19 protein-coding genes are annotated in these 16432 nt (G+C 61.4%); 13 read left to right on the top strand and 6 right to left on the bottom strand.

The features are described 5' to 3' along the window. Positions 1-27: 27 nt before the first annotated feature. The 3 genes from ACQPW1_RS38400 (at position 28) to ACQPW1_RS38390 (ending at position 2187) form a co-directional block, all read left to right on the top strand. A complete protein-coding gene (locus ACQPW1_RS38400; RefSeq protein ID WP_433657564.1) occupies positions 28-1209 on the top strand; it encodes a cytochrome P450 in 1182 nt (393 codons plus the stop codon). Between the two features lie 63 nt (positions 1210-1272). Beyond that, positions 1273-1866: a M23 family metallopeptidase gene (locus ACQPW1_RS38395; protein ID WP_433657562.1), complete on the top strand. Its 594-nt coding sequence runs from the start codon at positions 1273-1275 to the stop codon at positions 1864-1866. A gap of 45 nt (positions 1867-1911) precedes the next feature. Then, positions 1912-2187 carry a hypothetical protein gene (locus ACQPW1_RS38390; RefSeq protein WP_433657560.1) on the top strand — a complete coding sequence of 92 codons (276 nt, stop codon included), beginning with the start codon at positions 1912-1914 and terminating at the stop codon, positions 2185-2187. A gap of 36 nt (positions 2188-2223) precedes the next feature. On the opposite strand, the gene ACQPW1_RS38385 is transcribed toward ACQPW1_RS38390, so the two are convergent. Together ACQPW1_RS38385 and ACQPW1_RS38380 are read right to left on the bottom strand one after the other, a co-directional pair. Continuing rightward, a complete protein-coding gene (locus ACQPW1_RS38385) occupies positions 2224-3540 on the bottom strand; it encodes a tyrosine-type recombinase/integrase (RefSeq protein ID WP_433657558.1) in 1317 nt (438 codons plus the stop codon). A gap of 52 nt (positions 3541-3592) precedes the next feature. Further along, the gene (locus tag ACQPW1_RS38380; RefSeq protein WP_433657556.1) at positions 3593-4255 is read right to left on the bottom strand and encodes a hypothetical protein; all 663 of its coding nucleotides are present in this window, start codon (positions 4253-4255) and stop codon (positions 3593-3595) included. A 249-nt stretch (positions 4256-4504) separates the two neighbouring features. Between ACQPW1_RS38380 and ACQPW1_RS38375 the strand changes: the two genes are divergently transcribed. The 10 genes from ACQPW1_RS38375 (at position 4505) to ACQPW1_RS38330 (ending at position 13138) form a co-directional block, all read left to right on the top strand. Next, the gene (locus ACQPW1_RS38375) at positions 4505-4705 is read left to right on the top strand and encodes a helix-turn-helix transcriptional regulator (protein ID WP_433657554.1); all 201 of its coding nucleotides are present in this window, start codon (positions 4505-4507) and stop codon (positions 4703-4705) included. A gap of 180 nt (positions 4706-4885) precedes the next feature. Next, a complete protein-coding gene (locus ACQPW1_RS38370) occupies positions 4886-5638 on the top strand; it encodes a bifunctional DNA primase/polymerase (RefSeq protein ID WP_433657552.1) in 753 nt (250 codons plus the stop codon). Further along, positions 5635-6984, top strand: a complete 1350-nt coding sequence (locus ACQPW1_RS38365) for a DUF3631 domain-containing protein (RefSeq protein WP_433657550.1) — start codon at positions 5635-5637, stop codon at positions 6982-6984. The genes ACQPW1_RS38370 and ACQPW1_RS38365 overlap by 4 nt, the downstream gene beginning before the upstream one ends. A 544-nt stretch (positions 6985-7528) precedes the next feature. Continuing rightward, a complete protein-coding gene (locus ACQPW1_RS38360) occupies positions 7529-7939 on the top strand; it encodes a hypothetical protein (protein ID WP_433657548.1) in 411 nt (136 codons plus the stop codon). Further along, a complete protein-coding gene (locus ACQPW1_RS38355; protein ID WP_433657546.1) occupies positions 7924-8187 on the top strand; it encodes an HNH endonuclease in 264 nt (87 codons plus the stop codon). Before ACQPW1_RS38360 ends, ACQPW1_RS38355 begins: the two co-directional genes overlap by 16 nt. 297 nt (positions 8188-8484) lie before the next feature. Then, positions 8485-8730, top strand: coding sequence for a hypothetical protein (locus tag ACQPW1_RS38350; protein WP_433657544.1), 246 nt, complete (start codon positions 8485-8487; stop codon positions 8728-8730). 59 nt (positions 8731-8789) lie between these two features. Further along, a complete protein-coding gene (locus ACQPW1_RS38345) occupies positions 8790-10226 on the top strand; it encodes a terminase TerL endonuclease subunit (RefSeq protein WP_433657542.1) in 1437 nt (478 codons plus the stop codon). Between the two features lie 4 nt (positions 10227-10230). After that, positions 10231-11649, top strand: coding sequence for a phage portal protein (locus ACQPW1_RS38340; RefSeq protein WP_433657540.1), 1419 nt, complete (start codon positions 10231-10233; stop codon positions 11647-11649). Then, complete coding sequence (locus ACQPW1_RS38335) at positions 11650-12090, top strand: hypothetical protein (RefSeq protein WP_433657538.1); 441 nt, start codon at positions 11650-11652, stop codon at positions 12088-12090. It begins immediately after the preceding gene. Between the two features lie 79 nt (positions 12091-12169). Beyond that, positions 12170-13138, top strand: coding sequence for a phage major capsid protein (locus ACQPW1_RS38330; protein ID WP_433657536.1), 969 nt, complete (start codon positions 12170-12172; stop codon positions 13136-13138). 206 nt (positions 13139-13344) lie between these two features. On the opposite strand, the gene ACQPW1_RS38325 is transcribed toward ACQPW1_RS38330, so the two are convergent. The 4 genes from ACQPW1_RS38325 to ACQPW1_RS38310 form a co-directional block, all read right to left on the bottom strand. Beyond that, positions 13345-14634 (bottom strand): hypothetical protein, encoded by a 1290-nt coding sequence (locus ACQPW1_RS38325; RefSeq protein ID WP_433657534.1) that lies wholly within the window; start codon positions 14632-14634, stop codon positions 13345-13347. Between the two features lie 75 nt (positions 14635-14709). Next, positions 14710-15228 carry a hypothetical protein gene (locus tag ACQPW1_RS38320; RefSeq protein ID WP_433657532.1) on the bottom strand — a complete coding sequence of 173 codons (519 nt, stop codon included), beginning with the start codon at positions 15226-15228 and terminating at the stop codon, positions 14710-14712. Positions 15229-15295: 67 nt separating this feature from the next. Beyond that, positions 15296-15610 carry a hypothetical protein gene (locus ACQPW1_RS38315; protein ID WP_433657530.1) on the bottom strand — a complete coding sequence of 105 codons (315 nt, stop codon included), beginning with the start codon at positions 15608-15610 and terminating at the stop codon, positions 15296-15298. 238 nt (positions 15611-15848) lie between these two features. Continuing rightward, positions 15849-16052, bottom strand: a complete 204-nt coding sequence (locus tag ACQPW1_RS38310; protein ID WP_433657528.1) for a hypothetical protein — start codon at positions 16050-16052, stop codon at positions 15849-15851. Positions 16053-16432: the final 380 nt, after the last annotated feature.

The following is a 16432-nucleotide window of genomic DNA, read 5'->3' as shown; positions in this document are numbered from 1 at the left end:
ATGTCGCACCGCCCGGAAGGCTCCGCCATGCCACTGCAGTACAGCCCATACGATTTTGACGTACACCGCGACCCGTACCCGTACTACGCGAGACTGCGTACCGAGGCGCCGGTATACCGCAACGATACCGATGACTTCTGGGCGTTGTCCCGCCACGCGGATGTCCTTGCCGCACTGCGCGATTCGGATCGATTCTCGAACGCGAACGGGGCGATCCGGATGGAACCGGCGTTCTGGGGACCGCAGGCGGAGCAGATGTTCTCCTTCGTCGCGATGGACCCGCCCCGACACACCCGACTGCGTGGGCTGGTCTCGCGGGCGTTCACCCAGCACCGGGTACAGGGGCTGGAGACCCGGTTGCGCGAGATCGCTCGCGGGCTGCTGGACCCCCTGCTGGCGCGCGGCAGCTTCGATTTCATGGCCGATTTCGCGGGGCCTTACCCGACCGAGGTGATCGCCGAACTGGTCGGTGTGCCCGCGCGCGACCGCGACATGCTGCGCAAGCTCGGCATGGAAATCATGTACAACGACGAGGAGACCACCGACCTGCGCCCCGAGGCGATACAGGCGATCGGCGCGATCATCGGCTACTACACCCAGCTGACCATCGAACGCAGCCAGGATCGGCGCGACGACCTGCTCTCCGGGCTGCTCGACGCGGCGGACGGGGACGATCGACTCACCCCCGAGGAGATCGTCAGCGTGCTCATCCTGCTGATCGGCGCGGGCATCGAGACCGTCATGCTGACCCTCGGCAACCTCTGGCACACCGCCTGGCTGCACCCCGACCAGCGGCGTAAGGCGTTCGACGGGCAGATCGACGCCTGGATCGCCGAGTCGATGCGCTACGAACCGTCCAGCCAGACCTCGCTGCGCACGGCCACCGAGGAGTTCGCGCTGCACGGGGTGACGATTCCGGCGGGCGCGCGGATGCTGCTGCTGATCGGCTCCGCCAACCGCGACCCCGAGGTGTTCACCGACCCCGACACGTTCGATCTGGACCGCGACACCAGCGCGTCCCTGGTGTTCGGCAGCGGGCGCCACCACTGCCTCGGCGCCAACCTCGGCCAGCTGGAAATGCGCGTCGCACTCGAGGAGATCGTCGGCAAGGTCGCCGACTACGAGATCGACCCCGACGGCGTGCGCCGCATCCACGCGTCGAACAACCGCGGCTTCGCGGCCCTGCCCACCACGATCACGGCCCGCTGAGCGGACCGAGTCAGCACGTTCGGCGCCCTCCTCCCGATATCCGGATCGGAGATGAGGGCACCCATGACCCGATACTGGCCCATCGCCCGAGAAACACTCACGATCGGTTCGCCGTTCGGCCCGCGCGAGGACGGTTTCCACACCGGGCAGGACTTTCCCGCGCCCGACGGGACCCCGATCTACGCCTGTGCGGGCGGCACGGTGCGGTATCTCGGCGCCGCGTCCGGATACGGCGAGTGGATCGTCATCGACCATCCGACCGCCGAGGGCGGCGGGGTGAGCGAATACGGCCACATGTGGGACGCCCGCGCGACCGGACTGTCCGTCGGGGACCGCGTCGAGGCGGGGCAGCTGATCGCCTACGTCGGCAACAACGGCGGATCCACCGGCCCCCACCTGCATCTCAGCGTCATGCCGTACGGGTACGACCCCGGCGCCAAGATCGACCCGATGGGCTGGCTGGACGACGCGGACTTTCCCGCGGACTTCCTCTGGGCGCTCGGCGACGACGAGCAGCGCGAACTGCTCGATCGGACCCGCGCGGTCTGGACCCAGCTGTGCGGACCACACGGCCGGGGATGGCCGCAGCTCGGGCAGCACGCGAACGGGGCACACCGCACCTTCGTCGATGCGCTCGCTGCGTTGCCGCCGGTATAAAACACCCGGGTTGACCGCGCTGTCCGTGGCGGGCAAGGTGAGCCGATGGGCAGTGAAGAGGTCCGCGCCGGGGTAACGCTGACCAATCTCGACAAGCCACTGTTCGACGGTGCCGAGGCGACCAAGCGCGATCTGGTCGACTACCTCGAGGCCGTCGGCGAGCGGCTGGTGCGGCAATTGCGGGACCGGCCGCTGTCGGTGCTCCGGGTCCGGCCGGGGCAGCAGCCGTTCATGCAGAAGGGTACGGGTTCAGCGAGAACCGCCAGTTCAGAGCATTGTTCATGCACTAGGTTTGCCCGAAATCCCGTGAAATTCCCGTGAGTCGGGGGAACTGTCAGCCCTGATCGGGCATACCCCCTAGGCAGCTGCGGATTCCGCCCGATCCCTACGCTTGCGGTCTCGCTTACACGCCCGGCAATGCCTCCGGCCGACCGGGTCAACGTAGGAGTTTGCGTCATCGAACGGATGCCCGTTGATGCAGTGGGTTTTCGCTGCCCTGGCGGAGTCCCTGTTGTTGGCGTTGATCTTCGGGACGGTCACACCCTCCCAAGCTGCGTTCACGGCTTCGATGGTTCGCTCGAACTCGCCGGGCCATAGGTGCGTGTAGACCTTCAATGTGATGTCTGGGGAGGCATGTCCTAGGCGAAGCTGCACAGCCTTCACTGATGCCCCGTACTGGATCAGCTTGGAGGCGTAGAAGTGTCGGCAATCCTTCCACGTCAGCCGGTCCGGCAACCCTGCTCGTTTTGCCGCATTCTTGAACTGCTCCCAAACCTCAGATGCCTTCATGGGCCGACCGTTTCGGCTCGGGAAGATGAGAGCTGTAGAGGACATGTCGCAGCTCTTCAAGTAGGCGCTGAGAGCCGCGTACAGCTCATCGGGGAGCGGCACTGTGCGGCGGCTGGTTTCGGTCTTCAGCGTGAACGTGGGAAGCCTGTCCCTGCCTATCTGCTGCTCGACTCGGAGAGTGCGCGCGCCTAGGTCAATGTCTCGGTATCGGAGCCCAACAATCTCGGACGGTCGTAGTCCGGCCTGCATAGCTACGAGCATCATCGTTCGGAGTTTCGGGCGGGAAACACCCAGGAGCGCTTCGGCTTGCGCGAGGGTGAGCAGGTTCACCGGAGTCACGATGTTCTCAACACTGACTTTCGACGGGGCTTCCACACCACGGGCAGGGGTCTTGGTCAGGATGTCATCGTTGACTGCCTGGTTCAGGACGGTTTTCACGTGCTGAAAGGCCAGTCCGATTGTGGTTGCTGCGAGCGGCTTCCCATCAGCCCACGGCCGCCCTTCCCGGAGTACGTCTAGCCATTCCCGTAGGTGCTCCTGGTGCATCTTTCCGACAGGTTTTGATTTCAGCACACCGAGATTGCCGAATGTCGACATACGAGCTTCTTTGGTGCGTGGCGCTTTTGCTCTGTTCGCCCACTTCAAGAACAGATCGCCAAAGGGCTGCTCACCAAGCTTCGGGTCCGTGTATGACCCTGTAATGAGCCGGTTCTCAACTTCCTTCTTGAATGCGTGCGCTGTTCCCGGTGCCGGGTAGCTCTCCGAGCCCTTCTTGTCGAAGCTCTTGGACTTCTCCTCTCCGTGGATGTCTACCCACCGAACGATGTAGTATTTCTGGCCCTTGCGGGGGCCGCTGGTGCGGTTTTTGGCCTGGATGTGTGCCAAGTTCCTTGTTCTCTCTCGGTAGTTCTTCGGTGTTTCTGGCGATGAGGGTCGACTACCAGGCGGACTCTGCGCCGAGTTCGAAGATCATGGGATGGTCATCGGTCGCGGCCTCAACTCGAATTTTGGGAAAACGCTCCTGGAACCGCTCACTCATGAGCTTGCGCTCTGGTCGCAAAAATTCCTTCGCCTTCTCGGTGACCTGGCCTCCGGCACGCCCTCGAACGGTCGTGAGCAGGTCTCGTCGCCGGGCCTCCTTCAAATGCATCTTGATGGTTTCCTGGCTCGCTCCGACCAACTCGCCAAGACGCGGAACCACGGACTTGTTTCCTTCTGTGACAATTAATTCGTAGGCGTTGGCGAGAACCGCAAGGTAGAGGTCTGTGATCCCCTCGGCGCGGAGTTCGCGAAGCCGAAAACCCCTGTAGTTCCATTGCAGTTCGTTCAGCGCCTCTGAGACCGGTTCCCGCTGCCGTCGTATCTCGGCTGCCTGCGTCAGGTTGATCCTCCGCAACAGGGTTGCGGGAATGCCGCCTGCTAGGTCTTCCTCGGATGCGCCCGCCGCTGGTTCGATGACCACCTTCCACGGGTTTCCTTGGGGAGTGTCGGCGGGCCAGCTGTATTCGATAGTCCATGGGCCATCCGTTTGGGAAACCGAGGGTCCGGAGATCGAGCGGGCACCAGGTGTGGACTTGTCTGAGGGGTCACTTTTCGTCATGCCATCAACCTACACCATCCATGCTGGGTTGCACACCCGGGTTGACGTACCTGGGTATGTCTGGCAGTGTGTGCCGTGTTGCCCCTCGTCCGGGGCGGATGAGAAGGCAACACGGCACATTGAGAACTGAATAGCTGAGCTCACTCGGGTTCGGGAGTCGTGGCGGGTCCGCAAGTGCGGAATCTGTTGCTCTGCAATCGAACACGGGTGGAGGCGTGAGCCAAGATCGGCGGATAGGAGAGCGCGCGAGTGGGTGTCACGGGGCCGTTGGGGCGGCTGTACACGGTGAGGGAGTTCGCGGAGTTGACCGGGATCAGCAAAAGCACCCTGGATAAGTGGCGTAGTGCCGGGATCGGCCCGGCCTACCTGAAGCAAGGCGGAATAGTCCGCTACCCCGCGAGCGCGTATGCGGAGTGGGTCAAGAACAACACCATAGGAGGGGTTGCGTGAACAACAACGATATGAGCAACAACGATTTTGACCGGGCGATGGAGGAAGCGCGCGACAACGCGGATAAGACCATCGGCAAGGCGGCATGAACTGACACGTACCAACTTTGATGTGCCCCGGCCGGTGTTCGCAGCACCGCGCCGGGGCGTTAGCTCAGATCAATATTCAAGTAGGAGGGTAATGCGTGACGTCGATGTCCCCGCACAGGGGGGCGAGATGATGGCTCATGCGCTGGCATACGCGCGGGCAGGGTTGGCCGTGCTGCCATTGGCTCCGGCGGGCAAGGTGCCCGTAGTCGAGCACGGTAAGGATGACGCGACGACCGATCCGGAGGTTATCCGGGCGTGGTGGGAGCGGAATCCGTTGTGCAACATCGGTATTCGTCCCCTAGTGGGGCGGGTCGTGTTGGATGTGGACCCGCGCTCGGGCGGCAGCCTGGAAGCTCTGGGCGAGCTGCCGGACACGTGGATGGCCGCGACGGGCGGCGGGGGCTGGCATGTCTGGTTTCGTTGCACGGGCAGGATGCGGGGCCGCCTGGATGGCGTGGCCGGTGTCGACATCAAGACCCACACCGGATATGTGGTGGCTGCGCCATCGGTGCACCCCTCAGGTATTCGATACCGGTGGTTGAACCGCGCTCCGGTCGCGGTGCTGCCGATGCATTTGCGGGACAAGGTACGACTACCGGCACGGCGGGCGGACGGCTTCGGACGGGTTCGGACGGCTTCGGGAGGTGCGGGGCTGGTGAACGTAGTCGCCTCCGCTCAGGAGGGGAACCGCAATCAAGCGTTGTTCTGGGCGGCGTGCCGCGCCTATGACAGCGGTGGTGATCCGAATGTGTTGCAGGAGTTGATGTTTGCCGCTATGAGGGTTGGCTTGCCGGATAGTGAGATCGAGGCGACGTTGCAGTCCGCCCAGCGGAGGGCCGCATGAGTGACCCTGACTACAGCAATGCGGGGGTCGCACCGCTCGACGGCGCGGCCCTGCTGGATGAGTTGCGGGCCTTGATCAGCCGTTACTGTGTCCTGCCCTCGGAAACTGCGTTGAACGCGGTGGTGTTGTGGACCGCGACAACGCATCTGGTATCGGCGTTCGAGTACGCACCAAGACTGGTGATCCGGTCGGCGGAGAAGCGGTCCGGTAAGTCCCGGCTACTGGAAGTGGTGGACGCAGTGGTGCATGAGCCGTTGCGGGTGGTCAACGCGTCGGTGTCGTTCGTGTTCCGGTCGCTCGATACCGACCCGCCCCCGACGTTGTTGTTCGATGAGGCGGACACGATATTCGGGTCCAAGCGGGCCGCTGAGAACAACGAGGATCTGCGCGGGTTGCTCAACGCTGGATTCCAGCGCGGCATGACCTACGGGCGGGTGGTCGGCCCGAATCATGAACCGACCCAGTTCGAGACATTCGCGATGGCTGCCCTGGCAGGTATCGGACGAATGCCCGACACGATCGAGGACCGTGCGGTGGTCGTGGTGATGCGTCGACGTAAGCCCTCGGAACGGGTGCAGCCGTACCGGACCAGGCGGGATCGGCCGGAGTTGGCGCGTGTGTGCGACGAGATCGCAGCGTGGGCGCAACAGGTTAGGGGCAAGCTCGACGGGTACGAACCCGAAGACCTCGGGGTGGAGGACCGGGCCGCCGACGTATGGGAACCGTTGATCGCGGTAGCGGACATGGCCGGTGGGCACTGGCCCCAGCTCGCCAGGGCCGCCGCAGCCGAGATGGTCAGCGACGCCGACGACGAGGCCGAGACAGCCTCGCCGAATATGCGCCTGCTTGCCGACATTCGGGACGTGTTCACTCGAACCGGGGAAGAGTTCATCAAGTCGCAAGCACTGTGTGACTATCTGCGGCTGATGGATGAATCCCCTTGGGCGCAATGGGATCTCAATCCATCCAAGCTTGGACATCGTCTGCGCGAGTACGGGATCAAGACCAGCTTCAAGGATTCGGGCAAGAGCGAGCGCGGGTATCGGCGGACCGACTTCCTCGACGCGTTCGCCCGCTACCTGCCCGCGCAGCCCGTAAAGGCGTCCGAAGCCGTCCAACCCGTCCGAAACGACGCTGACCAGCCGAAACAGTCGGACACCTTGATGCGGCCGGACATGTCGGACCCGTTCAACCCGTCCGAGGAAAACACCAGCTCACCACCGGTTACGGCGGCTTCGGACGGCTTCGGACGGGTTTCCGGCGCACGGCCGGTGGTGGCTGATCCGTTCGCCGACGTGCCGACCGATGCTGAATGGCTCGCTGAATCCGGCTGTGAGGTGGGTTAGCCATGAGTGAATCGCACGACAAGGACGAACCGCTCGCTGTCGCCGGGCTTCGGTTGGATGTCGAAAAGGTTCGGCGTACTACTCCCAGCACTCGGCGGTATCCCCGGCACCGTGGCTCGGCACGGCGGCAACGGTCTGCGGAGTTACTGGATTTGATTGCGGCCCGTCACGGGTTCTCGGTCGAGACGTTCGCTGGTCTCGGGCCGGTCGACCGGTGCCGGTACTGCGGTGAGCCGATCCAGCGATCCGAAGAAGAATGGTTCTGTGAATCGGTGGAGCTGGAGGGCGCAGAACCGTGGGCGGGGTGTCACTGCAATTGGTGTGTGATCAAAGAAAATCCGCCACGGAAACGCGGCGGGCAACAACAGACATGCCAGTCTCTGGAATGCAAGAGAGCGTTGAAAAGGGATCAGCAACGCCGGTATCGGGAGAGTAAGAGACCTGCCGCGTAGTAGTTGAATCACTAAGGGTAGGAAAGAATCAGGGATCGCCTTCCGGGCGGTCCCTTTTTCGTATGCGGAACACCCGGAAAGAAGGGGGGATCATGGGGGTATCCATTCAGTTCGACACCGACATCAAACCACTGTGCAGTACCGCTGACCCGGCAGCGGCTGCGCTCATCATTCAGGACGCCCTAGCTCAGGCGGACCGTATCGCCGAATGCATCAACACACCAGGGTTCCGGTACACGGATGCCGCCAAGGCGATTATCCGTCAAGCGATAGTGCGACGCCTGGAAGCCGGTTCGGGTGCGATTGTGCAGCAGGCTGCCGGACCGTACTCGATGACGATAGACAACAGCCAACAGCGTAAGGCGTTGTTCTGGCCCAGTGAGATCAGCCAGCTACAGAAGCTGTGCCGTGACAACAAACGGGCGAGCTTCCACAGCATCGACACGACACCGAATTGGCCCGACACTGATTATGTTCCTGGTGAGATATGGCTAAAGGGATAGAAGGCCACCGATACCGGCAATACCGTAAACGAGTCCTCGCGAAATCCAATATCTGCCACTTGTGCGGTAAAGAAATAGATTTCAGCCTGGATTATCGGCATCCGATGTCGGCCACTATCGACCACCTCATTGCCAGATCGAAAGGCGGAGACGTGTTCGGTGAAGCCTTACCGGCGCATCGTTCGTGCAATAGCTCCCGAGGGAACAAGCCGCTGGCACCGAAACGGTTCACTTCCCGCGACTGGTAACACCTTTCATCGGCATACGCCGTTTCCGGCCCCTGGCTGCCCTGTGAACGGCCTTTCGTGTCCGATTCATGTCCGAGTATGGCTCCGGCGTTAATCGGCCCTGGGGGTGAACCTTAAGGCGGCGAAGAATGTCGCCTCTCTGTCACCGGGCCGTTTCTTTCTCCGTGCGATTTCCACACAGGAACGTTTTCCGATGCCAGGCATATGCGACTGCCCTGGACCGCTGGGGCGGTCCTCAAATCGCCGTACAGCGCCAGCAACGGCGCTTCCTGCACGGCTGGAGAAAGAAGTAGAACCATGAATGTCAGTGATGCTGTGGCCGGTGGTGACCAGCGAGAAATCCTTATCGCCTTGCGGCGCACCGTTGCGGAAGCAATCGACAACAATCCTGCTGCCCGCGATCTCGCTGCCCTGGTCCGAGCGCAGCTGAATATCGACAAAGAATTATCCGGACTTGACGCCGGTAGTTCCGACAACGTTCCCGCGGATCTCAAGGAATTACAAGAACGAACAAAACGCAAGCGTGGAGCAGTAATTTTATAACCCGTCGCCGGCCTCGACCGGTAAAAATATCAATTCAAAATTGAAGAGGTGGTGAGGTGATGCCTGAACTACTGGGTATTCCCACCCCGAGAATCAACGTATTCCCCGAGTTCGAGTATTCCTTTGGGGAAGAGTCCACGGACCTGATGCTACTTGCAGGCATCGACCTGTTCGAGTGGCAGCAGATCGTCTTGGATACCGCGCTTGGGGTGCGGAGTGACGGGAAATGGTCCGCTTCCACGGTCGGTCTCTCGGTCAGTCGCCAGGCAGGCAAATCCGCTCTGATCGAGGCCAGGGCGTTGACCGGGGTGCTGTTGTTGGGGGAACGGCAAGTTGTCATCTCGGCGCATGAGCAGAAGACGAATAACGTCATCTTCAAACGGATGCGGGACTATCTCACCGGTTCGGTGTATCTGAAAAGATTGTTGAAGCCGGGGACCGAAGGAATCCATAAGTCGAAAGGCGAAGAAGGTTTCACCTTCGCCGATGGTGCGGAGATTCGTTTTCTCGCAAGGTCGAATGGTTCCGGGCGTGGTTTCTCCCCGGACTGCCTGCTATTGGACGAAGCGCAAATGATGTCCGCCGACGAATACGAAGCGATCCTTGGTTCAGTATCGGCGAAGATCAACCCGCAAGTGTGGTTGTGCGGGACACCGCCACCGCCGAATGTCGCCGCTGATTCGTTCGCCCGGTTACGAGCCTCCGCATTATCTGGGGATGACAAGCGGGCAGCGTGGTTCGAATACTCGCCGCCCGACGACTGCGATATAGACGATCATCATAATTGGGCACTCGCTAATCCGGCGTGGGGTTTAGCTCTCCAGACCGAAACGATCGAGCGGGAACGCGCCCAGTTCTCCGAAGACGGTTTCTGCCGTGAACGTCTCGGTATGTGGGTGTTCGCCGGTACCCCGGCAGTCATCGACGCCGATATGTGGAATACAGCGGCGGTAGACGACGCTGGTGATTTGGTCGGTGCCGTATCGGTCGGAGTGGATATTTCCCCCGATCGTTCTGTCACGTCGATCGCCGTAGCCGGTATCCGGCAAGACGGGCGTTTCCAGGTCGAATTGGTGGCGCATCGCGCCGGTACTGATTGGCTACTGCCGAAACTCCTGGATCTGGTCACCAATCATGACGTGAAAACCGTGGTGGTCGAAGGAGCCGGGGCCGCTGTCACGCTCGCTCTGGAACTGGAACGCGAACGCCTACCGGTACACACCACTACGGCAACCGAATGGGCTAGTGCGTGTGGCCTGTTCTATGACTCGGTAGTCAACGGGAATCTCACCCATTTAGGCGATCCCGCATTAGCGACTGCCGTTTCCGCTGGCCGTAAACGCCAACTCGAAGGTCGATGGGCATGGGCACGGAAAAACACCGATTCCGACATCACCCCGGTCTGTGCCGCAACCCTCGCACTGTTCGGGTCCGTGAAAACCCGCAAACGTGCCCGCCGGAATACAACCAAAACCGGGTTACAAGTTTGGACATAAAACATTGACGATTATTGACGGGTTCAGCCCGGAAGAAACCAGCCTATTCGGCACACTCGCCAACCGGATCGACACCTACGCGGGCAGCAACCGGCGCAAACTCGCTTATTACGAGGGTCGGCAGCGGGTCAAACACTTACGGATCGCGGTACCACCGCATCTGGAAAACCTGTTGAACATCTCGGTCGGGTGGGCCGGAACCGCCGTCGACGTATTGAACGAGCGGATAGATTTTCTCGGCTGGAATCAATCCGACACCGACTACGGACTCGGCACGGTGTATGCGCGTAACCGGTTGTCGGTGGAAGCCGGTCTAGCCCATTCCGCATCGTTGATTTACGGGCAAGCCTATGTGTGTGTCGGTGCCGGTCTTCCGGGTGAACCGCACCCCCTTGTCACGGTCGAATCACCGCTTGCCATGACTGGCGTCTACGACGCACGCCAACGCCGATTGACCTCCGCCCTATCGCGGGTATGGGATGCCGAGAAGAAGAAGTACACAGCGGCGACGCTGTTCCTGCCGGATGAGAACATTTATTGCCAGGCCGATGATTCCGGGGTGTGGCGGGTTGTCTCCCGCAACACCCACAACCTCGGTCGGGTTCCGGTGGTGCGGCTGGTGAACCGGCCTACCGCGTCCAACCTCGATGGCCGCTCGGAGATGAGTCATGCGGTTCGCTCCTACACCGATGAAGCGGTCCGCACCCTGACCGGTGCCGCCGTGTCGCGGGAGTTCTACGCCACCCCGCAACGGTATGTGCTCAACCACGCCGCAGAGCAGAGCGAGAGCGCGGGATGGGAAGCGATTGCGGGCCGTGTCTGGTCACTGCCCTATGACGACGAGAACCCCGACGCCAAACCTGAAGTCGGCGAATTTACTGCCGCCTCGCCTACCCCGTTTCTGGACCAGCTCCGGGGCTTGGCCGAAGGATTCGCGGGCGAATGTGGAATCCCCTTGTCCTACTTGGGGTTTGCCAACGATCAAGCTTCCTCGGCGGACGCTATCCGCGCTCTGGAGGCGCGTCTGGTCAAGCGGGCCGAACAGCGACAAACCGAGTTCGGGCACGCCTGGACCGAGGTAGCCGAACTCTGCCTGTTGGTTCGTGATGGCGTGGTGCCGGAATCGTTCTATTCCGATGTGCAACCGAAATGGGTTGATGCGAACACGATTTCACGCGCCGCCGCCGCCGATGAGGTGGTCAAACTCGTGCAAGCCGGGGTGTTGCCCGCTGATTCCGATGTCGTCTATGACCGGCTGGGATTCACCGAAACCGCCCGCAAACAGATCCGGCACGACCAGCGCCGGGCACGCGTAGCCGGGCTCGCGGACCAGCCCCACGACACCGCCACCGAACCCGCCGGAGCGGCACCGGCCACGCGACGACCATCAACTACCGAACAACCTGATAACGAGGCTGCATAAATGACCGAAAACCACAGTGACACAACTGAGTTTGCGCCGATCACCACGCAAGCCGAGTTCGATGCTGCGATCTCCGACCGGATCACCCGTGTACGCAACCGGTATGCCGACTACGACGAGTTGAAGGCCACCGCCGCCCGAATCACGGAGATCGAGGCGGAGCACGCTACCGCCCTCACTGAGGCGGTTTCCCGCGCCGGGGCGGCTGAGTCCCGGATCACGGAATTGGAAGCCGCAGCGTTGCGTGTAGACGTCGCTACCACAGCCGGTGTTCCGGCCGGTCTGCTGCACGGCACCACCCGCGAAGAACTCGAAGCCTCCGCAGCGGCGCTGAACTCCTTCCGTGGTGCGTCCCGTGTCGAACCGGACCCGAACCAGGGCCGCACCACTCGCAGCGGCGATAGCGGGAAGTTCGATCTCCGCAGCCTGTTCGGCCAATAAGAATATTGTCCGCTGCCCCGAGCGGTGATCGGGAGAACACGCAAATTCTGTCTATCTCGAATCGAAGGATTATTTAATCGTGCCTATTGATCGCACTACTCTTGGCGGTAACTCCACCGCCCTGCTCCCCGATGACGCTGCCGCTGACATCATCGCGTTGGCTCCGCAATCCTCGGCGGTGATGACGTTGGGTAAACGCGTTCCGATGAACGCTCAGAAGCTGAATCAGGCCGTCTTGTCGGCCGAACCTGTCGCCTCGTGGGTGGAAGCTGACACCGACGCCCGGCCCGTCTCGGTTGCCAGTGTTCGTAACGAAGTGCTGACCGCGAAAGAGCTGGAAACCACTCTGGTTATTCCTCGCAACGTCTACGACGACGCCAGCATCGACCTGTGGGAACAGTTGAAGCCCCGTATGGCCGCAGCGCTGGGAAAGAAGCTCGACCAGGCCGCGCTATTCGGGCTCGGTTCCCCGAAAGATTTCCCGGTCGGTGGGCTCGCCGGTCTGGCCGACACGAAAGTCGTCGGCGGAACCGGGGCCGACAAGGACAAGAAAACCCATGTGGTCGATGACTCTAAACTGGATCTTGCGGCGAAAGTCGCCAAGGCCGGTGAAATCCTTGCCAGCGAAGGACTCGAGTTGAACGGTATTGCCGCCATTCCGGGGGCTCAGTGGCGACTGATCGGCTTGCGTGACGCCAACGGCGCACCCATCTACACTCCGTCCCTTTCGGCCGGTGCCCCGGCCGGTCTGTACGGCCTGCCGTTGCAGGAAGCGAAGAATGGTGGCTGGAATCCCGCCGCCGATCTCGTGCTGATCGCCGGTGACTGGTCCAAGGTGCTGGTTGGTGTCCGCAACGACATCACCATCGAAATGAGCGACCAAGGCACCGTGACCATCGACGGGAAACCCGTCTCGCTGTGGGAAACCCGGCAGGTCGCCGTACGGGTCCTGTTCCGGGTCGGCTTGCACATCGCCCAGCCGGTCACCCCGGTCGATTCCAAAACCGAAACACAGCGCACCGCTTTCCCTGGCGTGAACATCAAATAGGAACGAACGGTCGAGGGATCGAACTCAATTCCGGGTACGTTCGATCCTGACCTTCGGCAGGTCAAGCGCAGCCCGAGACCCACCTTCGGGTACGGGTTAGAGGGTTTCGTTACCCAATCCGCGGGGCGCTGTTTATCCTGGTCAGGACAGTAAAGATGGGTCCTGAACGATCGCGAATTGAGATCGTTGATTCGCTTGCCGAGCTATCAACGGTCGCGGGTTGGTCCTCGGTCGCGGCCTGGGGTCTGTCCGGTACCGCCTCGTTCGACACTGGGTGAGTGTCCGGGTGGTTCCCGCACTGCCGCCTCCGGTGCCTGTGCGTGCGACAACGCCAGTCGAATATGCTCCGGCACCTGGGGTTGATTCAGCATCTCGCGATACGCCGCGTCCCGTTTCTGGTCCAACTCGGCCTGCTTCTGCGTGGCCTCTACTGCGTCGGCTTCTCGCTGCTGTGCAGCTGTCTCGCGAGCCTTTTCGGCTGCTGTGCGCTCGGCCTCACGTTCCACGCTGGCAGCCTGATTCAGCTCCGGGGGTCGTTCCCCGATCTCGATCGTTTCTCGCTCCTGGGGCCGATCAGGCACCGGGAATGGGAATTCCCGCAATACCTGTTCACGGGCTTCACGTTCGACTCTGGCGCGTGCCGCTTCGGGCGACTCTCGTTCTGTAGTGGTCTTCTCGGGTGCGTTACCTACGGCCGGTTCTGGGCCGCTCTGTAGTCGGCCTTGGAATTCCCGCACCGCTTTTTCAGCCGCTATGCGTTCGACCTGGATACGCTGGGCCTCCGGTGTATCACGAGTCTTAGCCCGTTCGGCCCGCTCTTGCGACTGCTGTACACGTTCGGCTTGTATTCGTTGCGGAGCTTCCGCCCGACCACGCGTGACGCCGTCGCGGAACTTCTGAATCGTCCGGAACTTCTCTCGTGCCGCACGCGCCTTGGCGAGAGCCGCTTGTTTATCCCGTTGCTTTTGAAGCTCTTGCGCCTTCTCGGCGCGTGCCTTTTCTCCGACACCAGGCAATTCGAGCTGCTTCCCTTGTCCTGGTGGTTCGACCTGCCTAGCCCGGTCTAGATCGTGGCCTAATGCCCAAATAGCACGGGCCTCAGTGCGTGAAATCTCTTGATGGGTGAATCTGTCGGGAAAGTCTCGCTTCAAACCATTGATGAGTTCTTGGCATCTTTCGGATACCCCCTCATGCTCAACTGAGCGTAGGGTATGTTCCTGTACGACACCGGTTTCGAGAAGGACCCGCAACACAACAAGTTGCTTTACGTCCTTATCTCCCTCGATTCTGCCCGACTTATCCTCGATGGTGTAGGTAAGCCCGTTCTCCCTCTTTATATGGTCGAACTGAATCCGACCTTGCATAGTCTTATACAAGTGGGAATCGGGGTGGTACCCGCGCTGACTGTCCTTGTAGTAGTCGGCTAGACCGGTCTCGAATATCCTTCCGCGCGCGTTGCTGTCGAATCCGTCGCGGTCACTGTCGTATCCGTCCAACCTATGCCCCCCGAAAGCGCGAAGCTACATCCAGAACTGCTTCGGCCGTATTCCTCAGATTGCGGCCGAAGCGGCTCAGCGACTCCGATATTCCTCGTGGTAAGACGCATATTCCCGAATGGCCGCAACCATGTAAGAGAACATGCCGTCGTGATCGCCAGGGTGATAGTCAATCATGCGGCCGATCAACGCCCACACGATTTCGGCATCCTCTTCGTCGCCTGTGCCCATTTCCAAGGCTGGATTGACGTTGTCATAAAAAGTATGTTCTCGGCCAAACCAGTCTTCGTCGATAAACTTCGCCCCTGCGAACTTTTCGAAACATGCGCCAATGAAGCATATGAATGCGTCAACCATATCGGCGTTCTCGGGAGCCATGGCCGTAGCCATATCAGGGAACAGCTCCGCAACAATCGGGTCGAGCCGCTTGACCTCTGCGGAGTCCTCCGGCCACGGCTCCGACGGGATCTCGCTTATGCCTGCGTAGTCCATGAATTTCCGGGCCTGCGCCTTACGGCGCTCAGGGTCGACCCATTTACCCCACTCGGTCCGCTCGACGCCGAGATCCATCGTCAGCTGTTCGTCGTCACTCACGTCTACCCCTCTCGTCACAGCACTAACGGGCCGGTGTCCCGCGTCCACTGGTCAAGATACAAGCCGCTCATGACAAAGTTCGGCTTTCGTCGCTCGTATCGTCGGGACGCTGGGCAGGGCGGAAGCGTTGTGCTGCGGCGGTAAGCCGACCACGGAGGGGGCGATAACCCGGAGTCCGGGCCTTGAGCACTTGGACGAGACGGAACAGGAACCAGCCGTCGGGGAGTTCCGCGCAGAACGTGTAATCGTCAAACCAGATCATCGAATACTTGGCGTGAACGAAGATTTCTGCCGAGGTGGTCAGGTGCTCGACACAGTGGTCTAGCGTGCCCGTGGTCAGCTCAGTACCGCGCGGCCCCTCCTCACCTGCCTCGGGCACCATTTCGACTCCGTAGACGCCACTCACGACGGCTCGACACGTGTCGACTCGACATCAGGACAAACCGTGAGCCGCGTAGGCGGGTCACACGCTGAAGGCTGGTCGGCGGGCCTTGGCGTGTTAAGGAACTGTTCCCGTGCGGCGTTGAGCCGATCGAAGACAGGGCCGGACTGTGGTTCACCCTGAGCGTTGAACGCGTCTGTGGCACTGAGCCATTCGGCTAGGGCTTCTTTGTACTCAGTCATCGCGTTTGCCGATCGCTGCCGGTCTTCGCCTGCTGTGCAGCGAGATAGCTGTCTAGCTCCGCCAGCGTTCCAGATGCCGGTATGTCGCCGTGCTCGTTGATCAGCTCGAATCCGTACGGCGCGCGGTTCCTGCGACGCACCGCGTACCCGCTCCGCTCGGCGTTGGTGATCACCTGCTGACGAAGATCCTCGAACGTCATTTCTTACGCTCCCAACGGGTTTGGCTGATCGGTCGTATCCAATAGGGCAGCCCAATAGTCGTGTCGTACCGCGTCGAACAGGTCGTGAAGGTCGTAGAACGCCTCGCGTGCTTCCCACAGAGTCGGCGGGCCGTCGAGTATCACCAACCCCGGTGCAGCGGCAGGGAGTTCGGTTCCGCTAGGCCATCGGTATGCCGGTGAGGCATCTGCCCGATTCACGATGTGGAGCACCTGAGGGTCGCGACCCACCAGCCGCCACGTGGCTACCTTGCGTCCGTCTGGGGATGCGGTGGTACGGAACCGGTCTCGACGCATTACTCCACCCCCGACGTGGTACGCCCGGTGCTGGGGGTTGGTTCGGCACCCCAGCACCGGGACGA

This window comes from Nocardia sp. CA-128927, from assembly GCF_050955855.1.
GTDB lineage: Bacteria > Actinomycetota > Actinomycetes > Mycobacteriales > Mycobacteriaceae > Nocardia.
This window is presented reverse-complemented; position numbering and strand designations above follow the sequence as displayed.